Origin of the sequence: Streptomyces varsoviensis (assembly GCF_000718635.1) — a bacterium.
Classification (GTDB): Bacteria; Actinomycetota; Actinomycetes; order Streptomycetales; family Streptomycetaceae; genus Streptomyces; species Streptomyces varsoviensis.
In genome coordinates, this window is record NZ_JOBF01000015.1 from 93,952 (window position 1) to 112,811 (window position 18,860).

An 18,860-nucleotide genomic window follows, 5' to 3' on the forward strand; every position below is an offset into this window, starting at 1 on the left:
CACGTATTCTCGCCGTCCCGGCGGCGTCGCGTCACCGCCTGTGGATAACTCTCCGCCGGGGCCGGTTCCGAGCTCTCTCATGTGATCGTTCACGGCGTCAGGCGCGCCCGGCGACCTCCCGGAGCAGACCCGTCGTCACATCGAAGACGAAGCCGCGGACGTCGTCGGTGTGCAGCAGGAACGGCGAGGTGCGCACGCGCTGCATCGACTGCCGCACGTCGCTGTCGAGGTCCTTGAACGACTCGACGGCCCACGACGGCCGCTGTCCGACCTCGGCCTCCAGATCATGCCGGAAGTCCTCGGTCAGGCCCAGCAGGCCGCAGCCGGTGTGGTGGATCAGCACGACCGAGCGGGTGCCCAGCGCGCGCTGGCTGATCGTCAGGGAGCGGATGGTGTCGTCGGTGACCACGCCGCCGGCGTTGCGGATGGTGTGGCAGTCGCCGAGCTCCAGGCCGAGCGCGGCGTGCAGGTCGAGGCGGGCGTCCATGCAGGCGACGACGGCGACCTTGAGGACCGGGCGGGCGTCCATGCCCGGGTCGCGGAAGGCGGCGGCGTAGCGTTCGTTGGCCTCGACCAGACGGTCGGTGACGGTTCCTTCGGCGGGGGCGCCGTCGTGGTGCTGGGACGGCGGCTGAGACGCAGATATCGACATGTGTACGAAGGTAGCCCGCCGCAGGTCGCCCAGCCTCTGCGCGGGTCGATAAACCCGTGTCGCACGGATGCCTGTGAGGTAACCCACAAGGCCCATCGCCGCGCGGACGGGCAGGCGGGAGCGGCGGCCCCGGGCCGTCGCGGGACGCGCTGGCCAATTGGTTGACCGAGGGGACGAGTGGACTAAAGTGGCGCGAAGTGGGAGGCGTGACGCTCCCCTTGGATCCGATTACTCCACGTGCGCGGGGCGTACGTGCCGCTCGGCCTCCTCCCGCTCCGGTCGCCTGACGTCACTTCCCCGGCGCCAGACCGGCCGCTTCCCCTTCGAGCGGGCGGGGACCCGGCGGTACGCGCGGACCCGCGCCGAACCCTTCAGAAGGGCGCATGGCCAGCGAAGCGCGACATGTTCCGGTGATGCTCCAGCGCTGTCTCGACGTGCTGGCGCCCGCCCTCGCGGAGCCCGGAGCGGTCGTCGTCGACTGCACGCTCGGCCTCGGCGGCCACAGCGAAGCGCTGCTGTCCACCTTCCCCGCCGCCCGGCTCGTGGCCCTCGACCGGGACCCGGCCGCCCTCGAGCTCGCCGGCGAGCGCCTGGCGCCCTACGGCGACCGCGCCACCCTCGTGCACGCCGTCTACGACGAGATCGGCGACGTACTGGACCGGCTCGCCATCCCGCGCGTCCAGGGCGTCCTCTTCGACCTCGGCGTCTCCTCCATGCAACTGGACGAGGCCGACCGCGGCTTCGCCTACGCCCAGGACGCGCCGCTGGACATGCGGATGGACCAGACGACGGGCATCGGCGCCGCCGAGGTCCTCAACACCTACCCGCCCGGCGAACTGGTGCGCATCCTGCGCGCGTACGGCGAGGAGAAGCAGGCCAAGCGGATCGTGGGCGCCATCGTCCGGGAGCGGGAGAAGGAGCCGTTCCGCAACAGCGCCCGCCTCGTCGACCTGATCCGCGAGGCGCTGCCGCAGGCGGCCAAGCGGACCGGCGGCAACCCCGCCAAGCGCACCTTCCAGGCGCTGCGCATCGAGGTCAACGGCGAACTGGCGAGCGTGGAGCGCGCCATTCCGGCCGCCGTGGGCGCGCTGGCCGTCGGCGGCCGGATCGCCGTCCTGTCGTACCAGTCCCTGGAGGACCGCATCGTCAAGCAGGTCTTCGCCGCCGGGGCCGCCAACACCGCGCCGCCCGGCCTGCCCGTCGTGCCCGAGCGCTACCAGCCGCGCCTCAAGCTCCTCACGCGCGGCGCGGAGCTGCCCACCGAGGAGGAGGTCGCCGAGAACCGGCGCGCCGCCCCCGCCCGGCTGCGCGCCGCCCAGCGCATCCGCGAGGACGCCCCGTGACGGCCGCCGCGCGCCGGCCCGGCGCCCGGCTCGGCCGTCTGCTGCCCGCCGGGCCCGCGGGGGCCAGGCGCACCCCCTTCGTCCTGCTCGTCGTGGTGCTGCTCGGCTCCGGCCTGATCGGCCTCCTGGTGCTCAACTCCTCGCTCAACCAGGGCTCCTTCGAGCTCAGCAGGCTCCAGAAGCAGACCACCGAGCTGACGGACGAGCAGCAGGCGCTGCAGCAGGAGGTCGACAAGCTCTCCGCCCCCGACGCGCTGGACCGGCGCGCGCGCGAGCTGGGCATGGTGCCCGGCGGCAACCCGGCCTTCCTCGGCCCGGACGGCACGGTCCACGGCGTGCCGTCCCCGGCGCCCAAGGCCGGCGACGATCAGGTCTCGTACTCGGAACCGCTCCGGCAGCGGCCCCCGGCCCCCCTCCAGCCCGCCCCCGGCAGGTGACGCGTGAGCGACCCCAAGGACCCCCGCCGCCGCGCGTCCGGCCCCCCGCGCCAGCGGCCCGCGGCGGCCCGGCCGAACGCCAAGCGGCCCGGTTCGCGCCCCACCCGGCCGCGCGGCGGCCCACAGTCGATCCGGCTCGGCAGCCCGCGCCCCCGGCTGCGGCTCGTCGGCCTCGCCATGGCCCTCGTCCTCCTCGCGTTCGTGGTGCGCCTCCTCCAGGTGCAGGCGGTCGACGCGAGCGCGTACGCGGCCAAGGCCAACGTCAACCGCTACATCCCGGTGACGCTGACCGCCGAGCGCGGCACGGTCACCGACCGGGCCGGCGTGGACCTGGCGACCACCATCGACGCGTACGACGTCACCGCCGCCCCGGACCTGCTGACGCCGGACCGGGCCAAGATCCCCGACGCGGCGCGGCAGGCCGCGACGCTCCTCGCGCCCATCCTGGGCCAGTCGGAGAAGACCCTGGAGCGCAAGCTCACGGCCCACCCCAAGTCCAAGTACGCGGTCCTCGCCCGCCAGCAGACCCCGCAGGTCTGGAACCAGATCAAGGACCTCAAGGCGGCGCTCGCCGACAAGGCCGTCAAGACGAAGGGCACCAACGTCCTGGCCGGGGTCAACCGCGAGCCGCACAGCAAACGCGTCTACCCGGGCGGCGACCTCGCCGCCGGGATACTGGGCTTCGTCAACACCGAGGGCAAGGGCGGCGGCGGCATCGAGGCCAAGTTCGACAAGCAGCTCGCCGGGAAGAACGGCAAGCTCGTCTACGCCCAGTCGGGCGGCCGCCAGGTGCCCACCGCGGACGTCAAGGAACAGCCCGCCGTGCCCGGCTCCGACGTGGAGCTGACCATCGACCGCGACATCCAGTGGGCCGCCCAGAGCGCCATCACCAAGCAGGTCGAGAAGTCCAAGGCGGACCGCGGCTACGTCATAGTGCAGGACACCCGCACCGGCGAGATCCTGGCCATGGCCAACGCCCCGGGCTACAACCCCAACGACCTCGCCCACGCCAGCGCCTCCGCCATGGGCAACGCCGCCGTGGAGGACGCGTACGAGCCGGGCAGCGTCAGCAAGCTGATGACCATGTCGGCGGTGCTCAACGAGGGCGTCGCCACGCCGGGCACCAAGGTGGAGGTCCCCAACCGGCTGCCGCGCGCCGACCGGTCCTTCGCCGACGACATCGACCACGAGACCTGGCACCTGACCCTCAACGGGGTGCTCGCCAAGTCCAGCAACATCGGGACGATCCTCGCCAGCGAACAGCTCGCCAAGGGCAAGGGGCAGAAGCAGGCCAACGAGGTCCTCTACTCGTACCTCCGCAAGTTCGGCATCGGGCAGCCGACCGGACTGGGCTTCCCCGGCGAGACCCCCGGCATCCTCGCCAAGCCGAAGGACTGGAGCGCCTCCCAGCAGTACACGATCCCCTTCGGCCAGGGGCTGTCCCTCAACGCCGTGCAGGGCGCGTCCGTCTACTCCACCATCGCCAACGGAGGGGAGCGCATCACCCCCACCCTCGTACGCGGCACCAAGGGCCCCGACGGCCGCTTCCAGCCCGCCCCCGCGCCCGAGAAGAACCGGGTGGTCAGCGAGCAGACCGCCAAGACCCTGGCCACGATGCTCGAATCCGTCGTGGACGACCAGGGGGGCACCGGCGGCAAGGCGAAGATCCCCGGCTACCGGGTCGCGGGCAAGACCGGCACGTCCAACCGGGTGGATCCCAAGACCGGCCGCTACCACGGCTACACGGCCTCGTTCGCCGGGTTCGCCCCCGCCGACCAGCCGCGGGTGACGGTCTACTGCGCCATCCAGAACCCCACCAAGGGCAGCTACTTCGGCGGCCAGATCTGCGGGCCGGTATACCAGCAGGTCATGCGGTTCGCGCTGAAGACGATGCAGGTGCCGCCGTCCGGAAAACAACCCCCCAGGCTGCCCGTGACGTATGAGCCCGGACAGTGAGCCGGACCGGCCGTGACGACCATCACCCCCGACCCGGGGAACCGCGGCCCGGCGCGCCCCTCGCTTCGCGGCGAAGCGGGTGCGCCCGGTACGCTCACCGCCGTGCCCCAAGCTGATCAGTTCCAAACCACCCAGAAGGACGCCCCCGAAACGTACCCGGGAGCGCCCCGCCCCACCCAGGTCCAACCCGTGACCCTCGCGGAGCTGGCCGGTCAGCTGGGCGTCGCGGCCGAGGCGCAGGCCCCGCGGGGGACCGCGACCGGCATCACCCACGACTCGCGGGCGGTACGCCCCGGCGACGTCTACGCGGCCCTGCCCGGCGCCCGCTTCCACGGCGCGGACTTCGCGGCGCAGGCCGCGGGGCTCGGCGCCGTCGCCGTGCTGACCGACCCCACGGGCGCCGAGCGCGCCGCCGCCACCGGCCTGCCGGTGCTCACCGTCGACAACCCGCGCGCCCGGATGGGCGCGCTGGCCGCCACCATCTACGGCGAGCCCGGCCGCGACCTGCTCCAGATCGGCATCACCGGCACCTCCGGCAAGACCACCACCGCGTACCTCATGGAGGGCGGCCTCAAGGCCGCCGCCGCGCGCGGCGGCGGCGGGCTCACCGGTCTGATCGGCACCGTCGAGACCCGCATCGGCGACGAGCGCATCAAGTCCGAGCGCACCACGCCCGAGGCCACCGACCTCCAGGCGCTCTTCGCCGTCATGCGCGAGCGCGGCGTCCGCTCGGTCGCCATGGAGGTCTCCAGCCACGCCCTGGTCCTCGGCCGCGTCGACGGCTGCGTCTTCGACATCGCGGTCTTCAACAACCTGAGCCCGGAACACATGGAGTTCCACTCGGGCATGGAGGACTACTTCCAGGCCAAGGCCCAGTTGTTCACCACGGCCCGCAGCCGTGTCGGCGTCGTCAACCTCGACGACGAGTACGGCCAGCGGCTCGCCCGCGGCGAGTCCGAGGTCCCGGTCACCACCTTCTCCGCCGAGGGCCACCCGGACGCCGACTGGCGCGCGGACGCGGTCGAGGTCGGCCCGCACGGCTCGACCTTCACCGTGCTCGGCCCGGACGGGCAGCGGGTACGGGCCGCCGCGCCGCTGCCCGGCCCGTTCAACGTCGCCAACGCGCTCGCCGCGATCACCACCCTCGCGGTCGCCGGGATCGACCCGCAGACCGCGGCCGACGGCATCGCCGCCGTCCCCGGCGTGCCGGGCCGCCTGGACCGGGTCGACGCCGGCCAGCCCTACCTCGCCGTCGTCGACTACGCGCACAAGACCGACGCGGTCGAATCGGTGCTGCGCGCCCTGCGCAAGGTCACCAAGGGGCGTATTCACGCCGTTCTCGGCTGCGGCGGCGACCGCGACCCGCACAAACGCGCCCCCATGGGCGCGGCGTTGGCCCGGCTCGCCGACACCGCCGTGCTGACCTCCGACAACCCCCGCTCCGAGGACCCCCTCGCGATCCTCGCCACCATGCTCGCGGGCGCCGCCGAGGTGCCCGCCCACGAGCGCGGCACCGTCCTCCTCGCGGAGGAGCGTGCCGACGCCATCGCAGCCGCCGTCGCCCGCGCCGAACCCGACGACACCGTTCTCATCCTGGGCAAGGGCCACGAGCAGGGCCAGGACATCGCCGGAGTGGTCCGCCCCTTCGACGACCGCCAGGTTCTGCGCGAGGCCATCGAAGCGGCCCACCAGCACCGGACCAACCAGGGATGACAGACCGCCATGCGCGTACAACCCTCCCCCCGGAAGCTCTCCCGAACGGCCGGGGGTGAATCGCGGTGATCGACCTGTCCCTCGCCGAGATCACCGCCATCGTCGGCGGGCAGCCGTACGACCTGCCGGACCCGGAGCAGCGGGTGACCGGGCCGGTCGAGATCGACTCCCGCAACGTGCGGCCGGGCGGGCTCTTCGCCGCCTTCGCCGGTGAGCACGTGGACGGCCACGACTTCGCCGAGCGCGCCGTCGCGGCCGGCGCGGTCGCCGTGCTGGCCACCCGCCGGATCGGCGGCGCCGTGCCGTCGATCGTGGTCGACGACGTCGTCGCGGCCCTCGGCGCGCTCGCCCGGGCCGTCGCGCAGCGCCTCGGCGCCACCCTCGTCGCGCTCACCGGATCGGTCGGCAAGACCAGCACCAAGGACCTGATCGCCCAGCTCCTGGAGCGGATCGGCCCCACGGTGTGGACGCCCGGATCGTTCAACAACGAGATCGGGATGCCGCTCACCGCGCTGCGCGCCGACGCCGCCACCCGGCACCTCGTGCTGGAGATGGGCGCCCGGTCCATCGGCCACATCCGCTATCTGACGGAGCTGACCCCGCCGCGGGTCGGCGTCGTCCTCAACGTCGGCACCGCGCACATCGGCGAGTTCGGCGGCCGCGAGCAGATCGCGAAGGCCAAGGGCGAACTGGTCGAGGCGCTGCCGACGGAGGCCGAGGGCGGCATCGCCGTGCTCAACGCCGACGACCCGCTGGTGCGCGCCATGAGCGGCCGCACCAAGGCCCGTACGGTCCTCTTCGGCGAGGCGCGGGACGCGGACGTACGCGCCGAGGGCATCCACCTCACCGAGGACGGCCGACCCGCCTTCACGCTTCACACACCCACCGGGTGCGGGGCCGTGACCATGCGGCTGTACGGTGAGCACCACGTGTCGAACGCGCTCGCCGCGGCCGCCGTCGCCCATGAGTTGGGCATGCCCGCAGACGAGATCGCCAGCGCGCTCTCCGAGGCGGGCCGGCTCTCCCGGTGGCGGATGGAGGTCACCGAGCGCGCGGACGGCGTGACGATCGTCAACGACGCCTACAACGCGAACCCCGAATCCATGCGAGCGGCACTGCGCGCGCTCGTCGCCATGGGCGGAGCCGCTACCGCGGCGGGGGGCCGCACGTGGGCCGTACTCGGTCAGATGGCCGAGCTCGGCGAGGAGTCGCTCGCCGAGCACGACGCGGTCGGGCGGCTGGCCGTCCGGCTCAACGTCAGCAAGCTCGTGGCAGTCGGCGGCAGGGAAGCGGCCTGGCTGCGCATGGGCGCCTATAACGAGGGTTCGTGGGGTGAGGAGTCGGTGCACGTGTCCGACGCGCAGGCGGCGATCGACCTGTTGCGCAGAGAGCTGCGTCCGGGAGACGTCGTGCTGGTAAAGGCGTCCAGGTCAGTGGGGCTGGAGCGGCTGGCGGAGGCCTTGACGACCGGCGAGGGCGAGGTCGCCGGGTCATGAAGCAGATCCTCTTCGCGGGAGTCATCGGTCTTCTGCTGACCCTCATCGGCACCCCGCTGCTGATCAAGTTCCTCGCCCGCAAGGGTTACGGCCAGTTCATCCGCGACGACGGGCCGCGCGAGCACCACAGCAAGCGCGGCACGCCCACCATGGGCGGCATCGCCTTCATCCTCGCCACGCTCATCGCGTACGCGCTGACGAAGGTCTTCACCGGGGGCGGACCGACCCCCTCCGGCCTGCTGGTGCTGTTCCTGATGGCGGGCATGGGCCTGGTCGGCTTCCTGGACGACTACATCAAGATCGTCAAGCAGCGGAGCCTGGGCCTGCGCGCCAAGGCGAAGATGGCGGGCCAGTTGATCGTCGGCATCGCCTTCGCGGTGCTGGCGCTCCAGTTCCAGGACGCCCGCGGCGCCACCCCGGCCTCCACCAAGCTCTCCTTCGTGCAGGACTTCGGCTGGTCCATCGGCCCGGTGATCTTCGCGGTCTGGGCGCTGTTCATGATCCTCGCGATGTCGAACGGCGTGAACCTCACCGACGGCCTCGACGGCCTCGCCACCGGCGCCTCCGTGATGGTCTTCGGCGCGTACGTGTTCATCGGCGTCTGGCAGTACGGCCAGTCCTGCGCCAACCCGCTGACCGCGGGCGCCGCCTGCTACGAGGTCAGAGACCCGCTCGACCTCGCCGTCGTCGCCTCGGCCCTGATGGGCTCGTGCTTCGGCTTCCTGTGGTGGAACACGTCGCCGGCCAAGATCTTCATGGGCGACACCGGCTCCCTCGCGCTCGGCGGCGCGCTCGCGGGCCTCGCCATCTGCTCCCGCACCGAACTGCTCCTCGCGCTGCTCGGCGGCCTCTTCGTGCTGATCACCATGTCCGTGGTCATCCAGGTCGGCTCCTTCCGGCTCACCGGGAAGCGCGTCTTCCGTATGGCGCCACTCCAACACCACTTCGAACTCAAGGGGTGGAGCGAGGTCCTTGTGGTGGTCCGCTTCTGGATCATCCAGGGGCTGTGCGTCGCCGTCGGACTCGGCCTCTTCTACGCCGGTTGGCTGGCCATCAAGTGAACTGGGACGGCAAGCACATCACCGTCGCCGGCCTCGGCGTGAGCGGCGTCCCCGCCGCCCGCGCCCTGGCCGGCCTCGGCGCCCGCGTCACCGCGGTCAACGGCAGCGACGGCGACCGCGAGCGCGCCCAGGCCGCCGAACTGGAGGCGCTGGGCGTCACCGTCCGGCTCGGCGACGGCGACACCCTCCCCGAGGGCACCGAACTGGTCGTCACCACCCCCGGCTGGAAGCCGGGCAGCCCGCTCTTCCGCGCCGCCGAAGCGGCGGGCGTGCCCGTCTGGGGCGACGTCGAACTGGCCTGGCGGCTGCGCGGCCCCGACGCCGCCCCCTGGCTCGCGGTCACCGGCACCAACGGCAAGACGACCACCGTCCGGATGCTGGCGTCGATCCTGGAGGCCGCCGGGCTGCGGACCGCGGCCGTCGGCAACATCGGCGTCTCGCTGATCGACGTGGTCCGCTCCGCCGAGCCGTACGACGTCCTCGCCGTCGAACTCTCCAGCTACCAGCTCCACTGGGCGCCGAGCCTGCGCCCGCACTCCGCCGCCGTCCTCAACCTCGCCCCCGACCACCTCGACTGGCACGGCTCCATGGCCGCGTACGCCGCCGACAAGGGCCGGATCTACGAGGGCAACCAGGTCGCCTGCGTCTACAATCTCGCTGACCCCGCCACCGAGGCCCTGGTCCGCGAGGCCGACGTGGTGGAGGGCTGCCGCGCCATCGGCTTCACCCTGGGCGCGCCCGCCCCCTCCCAGCTCGGCGTCGTCGACGGCCTCCTCGTCGACCGGGCCTTCGTGGCCGACCGTCAGCAGCGGGCGCAGGAGCTGGCCGAGGTCGCCGACGTCGACCCGCCCGCGCCGCACAACATCGCCAACGCCCTCGCCGCGGCGGCCCTGGCCCGCGCCTACGGCGTCGAGCCCGCGGCCGTACGGGACGGGCTGCGGGCCTTCAAGCCCGACGCGCACCGCATCGAACACGTCGCGGACATCGACGGCGTCGCCTACATCGACGACTCCAAGGCCACCAACACGCACGCCGCCGAGGCATCGCTCGCGGCCTACGACCCGATCATCTGGATCGCGGGCGGCCTCGCCAAGGGCGCCACCTTCGACGAGCTGGTCACCACGGCCGCCGGGCGGCTGCGCGGCGTGGTCCTCATGGGCGCCGACCGGGCCCTGATCGGCGAAGCCCTCGCGCGACACGCCGCGGATGTCCCGGTCGTCGACCTCGACCGGACGGACACTGGTGCGATGGCGGCGGCCGTCCGGGAAGCGACGCGGCTCGCAAGGCCCGGGGACACGGTCCTCATGGCGCCCGCGTGCGCCTCGATGGATATGTTCGCCAACTACAACGAGCGCGGCGACGCCTTCGCGGACGCGGTGCGCGCACTGGCCACGGGCCGGGACGCCACCGAGCGGTAGCCCGCGGGACCCCGTGCGAGGACCGTGCGCGGGCACCCTGGAGGGGATACGAGATGAAGGCCGACCAGCCTGCCGCCAAGGCGCCGCGGGGGGCGGCGCGCGGCGGGGCGCCCGCCCGTACCGCGAGAGCCGCCGGCCCCCGCGGCCGCTCCGCGGCCACCGGCGGTCAGCGTCCTTCGCGCCCCCCGCGGGCGAGCGCGGCCGGCGGCCTCAAGGCGCTGCCCACCCGGCTCAAGCGGGCCTGGGACCGGCCGCTGACCGCCTATTACCTCGTGCTCGGCGGCAGCCTGCTGATCATCGTGCTCGGCCTGGTGATGGTCTATTCGGCCTCCCAGATCAAGGCGCTGCAGTACGGCCAGGCGCCCACCTTCTTCTTCCGCAAGCAACTGATCGCGGCCGTGCTCGGCGGCGTGCTCATGGTGATCGCCTGCCGCGCGCGGCTGCGGTTGCACCGCGCCTTCGCCTACCCGCTGCTGGCCTGCACCGTCTTCCTGCTCTGCCTGGTGCAGGTGCCGGGGATAGGGCAGACGATCAACGGCAACACCAACTGGCTCTCGCTCGGCGGCCCGTTCCAGCTCCAGCCCAGCGAGTTCGCCAAGCTCGCGCTCGTCCTGTGGGGCGCCGACCTGCTGGCCCGCAAGCAGGACAAGAAGCTGCTCACCCAGTGGAAGCACCTCCTGGTGCCGCTGGTGCCGGTGGCGTTCCTGCTGCTCGGCCTGATCATGCTCGGCGGCGACATGGGCACGTCGATCATCCTGACCGCCGTGCTGTTCGGCATGCTCTGGCTGGCGGGCGCCCCCACCCGGCTCTTCGCGGGCGTCCTCGGCGTCGCGGGGGTCCTCGCGGTGCTCGCCATCAAGACCAGCGCCAACCGGATGGGCCGGCTGGCCTGCATCGGGGCGACCGACCCCGGCCCGCACGACCAGTGCTGGCAGGCGGTGCACGGCATCTACGCGCTGGCCAACGGCGGATGGTTCGGTTCCGGGCTGGGTGCGAGTGTGGAAAAATGGGGTGAACTCCCCGAGCCGCACACGGACTTCATCTTCGCCATCACCGGCGAGGAACTGGGCCTGGCGGGGACGCTGTCGGTACTCGCTCTCTTCGCGGCTCTAGGCTATGCGGGTATCCGCGTGGCCGGACGCACGGAGGACCCCTTCGTGAGGTATGCCGCGGGAGGCGTGACCACCTGGATCATGGCGCAGTTCATGGTCAACATCGGTGCGGTGCTCGGTCTGCTGCCGATCGCCGGGGTCCCGCTCCCGCTGTTCTCCTACGGAGGGTCCGCCCTGCTGCCGACCATGTTCGCCGTCGGACTGCTGATCGCCTTCGCGCGCGAGCAGCCCGGTGCGCGAGCGGCGTTGGCCATGCGGCAGCCTGTCTTCAGCAAGAAGCGGGCTGGGGCGATGAACACGATGAGACGGCGCGTCAAGAAGCGACCGTCCGGAGAGCGGTGAATTTCGGTGCATGTCGTACTCGCCGGTGGGGGGACCGCCGGCCACATCGAGCCCGCGCTCGCCCTCGCGGACGCCCTGCGCAGGCAGGACCCGACCGTGGGGATCACGGCGCTCGGCACGGAGAAGGGCCTGGAGACCCGGCTCGTGCCGGAGCGGGGGTACGAACTGGGGCTGATCCCCGCCGTGCCGCTGCCCCGCAAGCCGACCCCCGAGCTGATCACCGTACCCGGGCGGCTGCGCGGCACCATCAAGGCGGCCGAGCAGATCCTGGAACGGACCAAGGCCGACTGCGTGGTCGGGTTCGGCGGCTATGTGGCGCTGCCCGGCTATCTGGCCGCCAAGCGGCTCGGCGTGCCGATCATCGTTCACGAGGCCAACGCCCGCCCCGGCCTCGCCAACAAGATCGGCTCCCGCTACGCGGCGTCCGTCGCGGTCTCCACGCCCGACAGCAAGCTGCGCGGCGCCCGCTACGTCGGCATCCCGCTGCGCCGCTCCATCGCCACCCTCGACCGGGGCGCGGCCCGGCCCGAGGCGCGCGCCTACTTCGGCCTCGACCCCAACCTGCCGACGCTGCTGGTCTCCGGCGGCTCGCAGGGCGCCCGCCGGCTGAACGAGGTCGTCCAGGCCGTCGCTCCGGCGCTCCAGCGCTCGGGCATCCAGATCCTGCACGCGGTCGGCCCCAAGAACGAACTGCCGTATGTCGACAACATGCCCGGTATGCCGCCCTACATCCCGGTAGCGTACGTGGACCGGATGGACCTCGCGTACGCCGCGGCCGACATGATGCTCTGCCGCGCGGGCGCGATGACCGTCGCCGAGCTGTCCGCCGTCGGGCTGCCCGCCGTGTACGTACCGCTGCCCATCGGCAACGGCGAACAGCGGCTCAACGCCCAGCCGGTGGTCAAGGCGGGCGGCGGCCTGCTGATCGACGACGCCGAGCTGACCCCCGAGTGGGTGCAGGGCAATGTCCTGCCGGTGCTCGCCGACCCGCACCGGCTGTACGAGATGTCGCGGCACGCCGCGGAGTTCGGCCGCCGGGACGCCGACGAGCTGCTCGTCGCGATGGTGTACGAGGCGATCGCCGCACGCAGAGCGGGCTGAACGGCCCGTGGGAGCAGGAGGCTAGGGGAGCGTGGCCGGACCGACGACCGCTCAGCGCGGTGACTCGAAGAGCGGAAAGTCGAAACTTCGGCTTAGGACGAAGCCGCGACTCAAACCCGAATCGAGGCCCGAACCGCAGCGGAAGTCGTCGGGGTCCGGCCCGCCCCGCCCCGGCGGCCGTCGGCTGCCGAGCCGCCGCACCCTGATCGTCTCCGCGGTCGCGGTCGTCCTGGTGGGCGGCGCCGCGATCTGGGCGCTGTACGGGTCGAGCTGGCTGCGCGCGACACAGGTGAAGGTCGCCGGCACCGAGGTGCTGACCCGCGACGAGGTGCGCGACGCGGCGCGCGTACCGCTCGGCGCGCCCCTCATCTCCGTGGACACGGACACCATCGCGGCACGGCTGCGGGCGGAGCTGCCCCGCGTCGACACCGTGCGCGTCGAACGGTCCTGGCCGCATGGAATCAGCCTGAAAGTGACCGAGCGGAAGCCGGCGGCGCTCATGAAGAAGGGCGCGAAGTTCGTCGAAGTCGATGCCGGGGGCGTGCGTTTCGCCACAGTGGACAAGGCGCCACGGGGGGTGCCCTTCCTGGCGGTGGAACCCGGGGACTCCAAAGAGGCGGCGGCCAGCCTGCGGCGGTTCGGGCCGGACCGGCTCCGCCGAGAGGCCGTCCGGGTGGCGGCCGAGCTGCCCGCCGCCGTCCGCAAGGACACCCGGACCATCCGCGTACGCTCATATGACTCCATCACCCTGGAGCTGACGGGCGATCGGGAGGTCGTGTGGGGGAGCGGTGAACGGGGGGCGGAGAAGGCCCGGACGCTCACCGCGCTGATGAAAGCCGCCCGTGGAGCGGATCATTTCGACGTAAGTGCCCCCAGCTCGCCCGCCGTGTCCGGAAGTTGACGCACATCGCAGCAGGCCAGCACCCTGGTTGGCTAGGGCTATGGGTGATCACATAGGGTGAAAAGAAAAACGGGAGGTTCGGCGTGTTCATTGAACGTGCGCCACTTGTCGACTTAGTGTCCTGTTCGGAGAACCCACGGAACAGTGACACCGGTAACCCTAAACTTCAACGTTAGGGTTCGGGTCGGCATTCAGAACCGTCCCCCAGGCATACGTAACTCGAGGCGAGAGGCCTTCGACGTGGCAGCACCGCAGAACTACCTCGCAGTCATCAAGGTCGTCGGAATCGGCGGCGGTGGCGTGAACGCCATCAACCGGATGATCGAGGTCGGTCTCAAGGGCGTCGAGTTCATCGCGATCAACACCGATGCGCAGGCCCTGCTGATGAGCGACGCCGACGTCAAGCTCGACGTCGGCCGGGAGCTCACCCGCGGCCTCGGCGCCGGCGCCAACCCCGACGTCGGCCGCAAGGCGGCCGAGGACCACCGCGAGGAGATCGAGGAGGTCCTCAAGGGGGCCGACATGGTCTTCGTCACCGCGGGTGAGGGCGGCGGCACCGGCACCGGCGGCGCCCCCGTCGTCGCCAACATCGCCCGTTCGCTCGGCGCCCTGACGATCGGCGTCGTCACCCGCCCGTTCACCTTCGAGGGCCGCCGCCGCGCCAACCAGGCCGAGGACGGCATCGCGGGGCTGCGCGACGAGGTCGACACCCTGATCGTCATTCCGAACGACCGGCTGCTGTCGATCTCGGACCGCCAGGTGAGCGTGCTCGACGCGTTCAAGTCCGCGGACCAGGTACTGCTCTCCGGCGTCCAGGGCATCACCGACCTCATCACCACCCCGGGCCTGATCAACCTCGACTTCGCCGACGTCAAGTCCGTCATGTCCGAGGCCGGCTCGGCGCTCATGGGCATCGGCTCGGCGCGCGGCGACGACCGCGCGGTGGCCGCCGCCGAGATGGCGATCTCCTCCCCGCTGCTGGAGGCGTCCATCGACGGCGCCCGCGGGGTGCTGCTCTCCATCTCCGGCGGCAGCGACCTCGGCCTCTTCGAGATCAACGAGGCCGCGCAGCTCGTGAGCGAGGCCGCGCACCCCGAGGCCAACATCATCTTCGGCGCGGTCATCGACGACGCGCTCGGCGACGAGGTCCGGGTCACCGTCATCGCGGCCGGCTTCGACGGCGGTCAGCCGCCGCCCAAGGGCAACCGCGAAAAGGTGCTCGGCTCCACCTACGGCAGCCGGGAGGAGAGCGCCCCCACCCCGCCCCCGGCCCGTACGCCCGAGCCGGCCCGGCCGTCCTTCGGCGGCCTCGGCAGCGTGGCACCGCCCCGCGAGGAGGAGCCGGCCCCGGCCGACCCGACCCCGGTCTCCGAGGTCCCCCCGCCCCCGATCAGCACGCCCCAGGTCCCGCCGGCCCGTCCGTACCAGGACAGCACGGCCGAGGAACTGGACGTTCCCGACTTCCTCAAGTGAACCGCCTGAAGTGATAGGGCAACAGCACGACGACAGCGGCGCGCACTTCGCTTTCACCGACCGGTGGGGCGGGGTGAGCGCCGCTCCGTATGACACGCTCAACCTCGGCGGCGCGGTCGGCGACGACCCCGCGGCCGTACGGGCCAATCGCACCCTCGCGGCCGGCGCGCTGGGGCTCGACCCGGCGGCCGTCGTCTGGATGCGCCAGGTGCACGGCCGCGACGTGGCCGTGGTCGACGGGCCCTGGGGGGACGCCGAACCCCCGGCCGTGGACGCGGTGGTGACCACCCGTCGCTCCCTCGCGCTCGCCGTCCTGACCGCCGACTGCGCCCCGGTGCTGCTCGCCGACCCGTACGCCGGGGTCGCGGGCGCCGCGCACGCCGGGCGGCCGGGGCTGGTGGCCGGGGTGGTGCCGGCGCTCGTGGCGGAGATGGTCGGGCAGGGCGCGGAGCCCGCCCGGATCGTCGGCCACATAGGACCGTCGGTCTGCGGCCGCTGCTACGAGGTGCCCGAGGCGATGCGCGCCGAGGTCGCCGAGGCGGTGCCCGAGGCGTGGTCCACCACCTCGTGGTCGACCCCGGCCGTGGACGTGACGGCGGGCGTACGCGCCCAACTCGCTCGTCTCGGCGTTGACATCAGTGTTCGGTCGAACGTCTGTACGTTGGAGTCGACGGACCACTTCTCCTACCGGCGCGAGCGCACGACCGGGCGGCTCGCGAGCTATGTCTGGTTGGACGGCTGAGCTGTGACGGATCGTAGGGAACAACTGGCCGAGAACCTGGCACGGGTGGAGGAACGTATTTCCGCCGCGTGTGCCGCCGCCGGCCGTGAGCGCGCGGACGTGACCCTCATCGTGGTCACCAAGACCTACCCGGCGAGCGATGTCCGGCTGCTCGCGGAGCTGGGGGTGCGTCATGTCGCGGAGAACCGCGACCAGGACGCCGCCCCCAAGGCCGCGGAATGCGCCGATCTGCCGCTCAACTGGCACTTTGTGGGTCAATTGCAGACGAACAAGGTACGGTCTGTGGTGACTTACGCCGATGTGGTGCAGTCCGTCGACCGGCCCAAGCTGGTCACGGCGCTGTCCGCCGCGGCGGTGCGGGCCGGCCGGGAGACCGGCGCGCTCATCCAGGTGGCGCTCGACGCGGAGTCGGGCGAGCGGGGGGAGCGCGGCGGGGTGGCGCCGGACGGCGTCGAGGCGCTGGCCGATGCCATCGCGGCGGCCGAAGGGCTCCGGCTGGACGGGGTCATGACGGTTGCTCCGTTGGCCGGAACGTACGCCGGCCGGCCGCGTGCGGCGTTCGAGCGACTGCGGGAAATCGCAACGGGCCTGCGCGTATCCCATCCGGCTGCGAACATGGTGTCGGCAGGTATGAGCGCGGACCTTGAGGACGCGGTGGCGGCGGGGGCGACACATGTACGCGTCGGCACTGCGGTACTCGGAGTCCGACCCAGGCTCAGGTAACGTCGCCAAGCAGGTCGGACCACAGCACAAAATATGGTCATTTCCGCCAAAAGGCGGGCAGGCCGAGTGGATCCAGGGCGACCGGTGACGGAGCCGATCCACCACAGAGCGGAGGATGCGGAGCATGGCCGGCGCGATGCGCAAGATGGCGGTCTACCTCGGCCTCGTGGAGGACGATGGGTACGACGGCCCGGGGTTCGACCCCGATGACGAGTTCGAACCCGAGCCGGAGCCCGACCGGGCTCGAAGGCAGCAGCAGCCCCAACAGACGCAACAGGACGAACCGGTGCGAGTCGCGCACCCGCCGGCGCAGCGGGAACCTGCTCCGCTCGTAGCGGAAACCGGACGACCCGCGCGAATCGCCCCCGTGGCGTCCATCACACCCGAACGTCAGTCTCTGGAGAAGAACGCACCGGTGATCATGCCCAAGGTTGTGTCCGAGCGGGAGCCGTACCGCATCACCACATTGCACCCGCGGACCTACAACGAGGCCCGTACCATCGGGGAACACTTCCGCGAGGGCACGCCGGTGATCATGAATCTGACGGAGATGGACGACACGGACGCGAAGCGACTTGTCGACTTTGCCGCCGGTCTGGTCTTCGGACTGCACGGCAGCATCGAGCGGGTGACACAGAAGGTGTTCCTGCTGTCTCCTGCTAACGTCGATGTCACGGCGGAGGACAAGGCCCGCATCGCAGAGGGCGGGTTCTTCAACCAGAGCTGAGACGCAACACCGGCAAGTCGGTGAGTAACGGCCAACTGGCCGAGTACGAGCAAGGGGAGAGGGACGCGCGAGATGGGCATCGCACTGCAGGTGATCTACATCGCGCTGTATTGCTTCCTCATCGTGCTGATCTTCCGGCTGGTGATGGACTACGTCTTCCAGTTCGCCCGCTCATGGCAACCCGGCAAGGCGATGGTGGTCGTTCTGGAGGCCACCTACACTGTCACTGATCCGCCACTCAAGCTTCTGCGGCGGTTCATCCCGCCGCTGCGTCTCGGGGGCGTGGCGCTCGACCTGTCCTTCTTCGTACTGATGATCATCGTCTACGTCCTGATCACCGTCGTGAGCTGGCTGTGAGCGCGATGTCACATACGTTCTTGCCGATTGCCGACGACTACGTTGAGGTGAAGAAGAGATGCCGTTGACCCCCGAGGACGTACGGAACAAACAGTTCACAACCGTCCGTCTCCGAGAAGGCTATGACGAGGACGAGGTCGATGCCTTCCTCGACGAGGTCGAAGCCGAACTGACCCGCCTCCTCCGCGAGAACGAGGACCTGCGAGCCAAGCTGGCCGCGGCGACTCGGGCCGCCGCGCAGAACCAGCAGCAGGGGATGCGCAAGCAGCAGGAGCCGCAGGACCAGCAGCCGCAGCGGCCCGGCGCCCCCGTGCCCGCCGCCATATCGGGTCCGCAGCCTGTGCCGCCTCAGCAGCAGCAACAGCAGCAGCAACAACAGCAGATGGGCGGGCCCCCGCAGCTCGCGGGCGGTGCCCCGCAGTTGCCGCCCGGCCCCGGCGGCCACGGCCCGCAGGGCCCGCACGGCCCCGGCCCGATGGGGCAGAACGGCCCGATGGGCGGTCCGCTCGGCGGCCCCATGGGTCAGAACGGCATGAACCCGAACGGCATGGGCCAGAACGGTCCGATGGGCGGCCCCGGCCCCCAGCTTCCGCAGCCGGGCCAGGGTCCGGGCGGCGACAGCGCGGCCCGGGTGCTCTCGCTCGCGCAGCAGACGGCCGATCAGGCCATCGCCGAGGCGCGGTCCGAGGCCAACAAGATCGTCGGTGAGGCGCGCAGCCGCGCCGAGGGTCTGGAGCGGGACGCCCGCGCCAAGGCCGACGCGCTGGAGCGGGACGCGCAGGAGAAGCACCGCGTCGCGATGGGCTCGCTGGAGTCCGCCCGCGCCACGCTGGAGCGCAAGGTCGAGGACCTGCGCGGCTTCGAGCGCGAGTACCGCACCCGGCTCAAGTCCTACCTGGAGAGCCAGCTCCGCCAGTTGGAGAACCAGGCCGACGACTCGCTGGCCCCGCCGCGGACCCCGGCGACCGCCTCGCTGCCGCCGTCCCCCTCGATGGCGGGCGCCGGCGCGGGCATGGGCTCGCACTCCATGGGCGGCAACCCGTCCATGGGCGGCCACGGCGGCCCCTCCGGCGGCGCTCCGTCCTACGGCGGTCAGCAGCAGATGTCCCCGGCGATGACCCAGCCGATGGCACCGGTCCGGCCGCAGGGCCAGCAGCCGATGCAGCAGGCGCCGTCGCCGATGCGCGGCTTCCTGATCGACGAGGACGACAACTGACCGGTCGGACCGCGCCTCGCGCGTAGCCGTCGGCGGTATCTACGGGCCGGGCCCCTGGGACTTCCCAGGGGCCCGGCCCGTTTTTCGCGC

17 protein-coding genes are annotated in these 18,860 nt (G+C 71.9%); 16 read left to right on the forward strand and 1 reads right to left on the reverse strand.

The genetic code is table 11. The features are described 5' to 3' along the window. Positions 1–97: 97 nt before the first annotated feature. The gene (locus tag IF55_RS22415) at positions 98–652 is read right to left on the reverse strand and encodes a beta-class carbonic anhydrase (RefSeq protein ID WP_030883581.1); all 555 of its coding nucleotides are present in this window, start codon (positions 650–652) and stop codon (positions 98–100) included. A 383-nt stretch (positions 653–1,035) separates the two neighbouring features. On the opposite strand from IF55_RS22415, the gene rsmH reads away from it, so the two are divergent. The 16 genes from rsmH (at position 1,036) to IF55_RS22495 (ending at position 18,770) form a co-directional block, all read left to right on the forward strand. Continuing rightward, positions 1,036–1,995 carry a 16S rRNA (cytosine(1402)-N(4))-methyltransferase RsmH gene (rsmH, locus tag IF55_RS22420; protein ID WP_030883577.1) on the forward strand — a complete coding sequence of 320 codons (960 nt, stop codon included), beginning with the start codon at positions 1,036–1,038 and terminating at the stop codon, positions 1,993–1,995. Next, positions 1,992–2,432: a cell division protein FtsL gene (ftsL, locus tag IF55_RS22425; RefSeq protein WP_030883573.1), complete on the forward strand. Its 441-nt coding sequence runs from the start codon at positions 1,992–1,994 to the stop codon at positions 2,430–2,432. Before rsmH ends, ftsL begins: the two co-directional genes overlap by 4 nt. A gap of 3 nt (positions 2,433–2,435) precedes the next feature. Beyond that, the gene (locus IF55_RS22430) at positions 2,436–4,388 is read left to right on the forward strand and encodes a peptidoglycan D,D-transpeptidase FtsI family protein (RefSeq protein ID WP_030883569.1); all 1,953 of its coding nucleotides are present in this window, start codon (positions 2,436–2,438) and stop codon (positions 4,386–4,388) included. Between the two features lie 12 nt (positions 4,389–4,400). Beyond that, on the forward strand, positions 4,401–6,101 hold the full coding sequence (locus tag IF55_RS22435) for a UDP-N-acetylmuramoyl-L-alanyl-D-glutamate--2,6-diaminopimelate ligase (RefSeq protein ID WP_030883566.1): 1,701 nt from the start codon (positions 4,401–4,403) through the stop codon (positions 6,099–6,101). Positions 6,102–6,166: 65 nt separating this feature from the next. Then, a complete protein-coding gene (locus IF55_RS22440) occupies positions 6,167–7,597 on the forward strand; it encodes a UDP-N-acetylmuramoyl-tripeptide--D-alanyl-D-alanine ligase (RefSeq protein ID WP_030883562.1) in 1,431 nt (476 codons plus the stop codon). Next, complete coding sequence (mraY, locus tag IF55_RS22445) at positions 7,594–8,658, forward strand: phospho-N-acetylmuramoyl-pentapeptide-transferase (RefSeq protein WP_030883560.1); 1,065 nt, start codon at positions 7,594–7,596, stop codon at positions 8,656–8,658. Before IF55_RS22440 ends, mraY begins: the two co-directional genes overlap by 4 nt. Continuing rightward, complete coding sequence (gene murD, locus IF55_RS22450; protein ID WP_030883555.1) at positions 8,640–10,076, forward strand: UDP-N-acetylmuramoyl-L-alanine--D-glutamate ligase; 1,437 nt, start codon at positions 8,640–8,642, stop codon at positions 10,074–10,076. The genes mraY and murD overlap by 19 nt, the downstream gene beginning before the upstream one ends. 53 nt (positions 10,077–10,129) lie before the next feature. Next, positions 10,130–11,530 carry a putative lipid II flippase FtsW gene (gene ftsW / locus IF55_RS22455; protein WP_048832313.1) on the forward strand — a complete coding sequence of 467 codons (1,401 nt, stop codon included), beginning with the start codon at positions 10,130–10,132 and terminating at the stop codon, positions 11,528–11,530. Positions 11,531–11,536: 6 nt separating this feature from the next. Next, positions 11,537–12,631 (forward strand): undecaprenyldiphospho-muramoylpentapeptide beta-N-acetylglucosaminyltransferase, encoded by a 1,095-nt coding sequence (gene murG / locus IF55_RS22460; RefSeq protein ID WP_030883548.1) that lies wholly within the window; start codon positions 11,537–11,539, stop codon positions 12,629–12,631. A 31-nt stretch (positions 12,632–12,662) separates the two neighbouring features. Next, the gene (locus IF55_RS22465; protein ID WP_078644969.1) at positions 12,663–13,532 is read left to right on the forward strand and encodes a cell division protein FtsQ/DivIB; all 870 of its coding nucleotides are present in this window, start codon (positions 12,663–12,665) and stop codon (positions 13,530–13,532) included. Positions 13,533–13,772: 240 nt separating this feature from the next. After that, a complete protein-coding gene (ftsZ, locus tag IF55_RS22470) occupies positions 13,773–15,005 on the forward strand; it encodes a cell division protein FtsZ (RefSeq protein WP_030883542.1) in 1,233 nt (410 codons plus the stop codon). A 10-nt stretch (positions 15,006–15,015) separates the two neighbouring features. Continuing rightward, a complete protein-coding gene (gene pgeF, locus IF55_RS22475) occupies positions 15,016–15,747 on the forward strand; it encodes a peptidoglycan editing factor PgeF (RefSeq protein ID WP_030883540.1) in 732 nt (243 codons plus the stop codon). A gap of 3 nt (positions 15,748–15,750) precedes the next feature. Next, entirely contained in the window at positions 15,751–16,470 is a 720-nt protein-coding gene (locus IF55_RS22480) for a YggS family pyridoxal phosphate-dependent enzyme (RefSeq protein ID WP_030883537.1), read from the forward strand. Between the two features lie 124 nt (positions 16,471–16,594). After that, positions 16,595–17,197 carry a cell division protein SepF gene (locus IF55_RS22485; RefSeq protein ID WP_030883534.1) on the forward strand — a complete coding sequence of 201 codons (603 nt, stop codon included), beginning with the start codon at positions 16,595–16,597 and terminating at the stop codon, positions 17,195–17,197. A gap of 72 nt (positions 17,198–17,269) precedes the next feature. After that, positions 17,270–17,554, forward strand: coding sequence for a YggT family protein (locus tag IF55_RS22490; RefSeq protein WP_030883532.1), 285 nt, complete (start codon positions 17,270–17,272; stop codon positions 17,552–17,554). A gap of 58 nt (positions 17,555–17,612) precedes the next feature. Next, positions 17,613–18,770: a DivIVA domain-containing protein gene (locus IF55_RS22495; protein WP_030883530.1), complete on the forward strand. Its 1,158-nt coding sequence runs from the start codon at positions 17,613–17,615 to the stop codon at positions 18,768–18,770. The last annotated feature ends 90 nt before the right edge of the window (positions 18,771–18,860 follow it).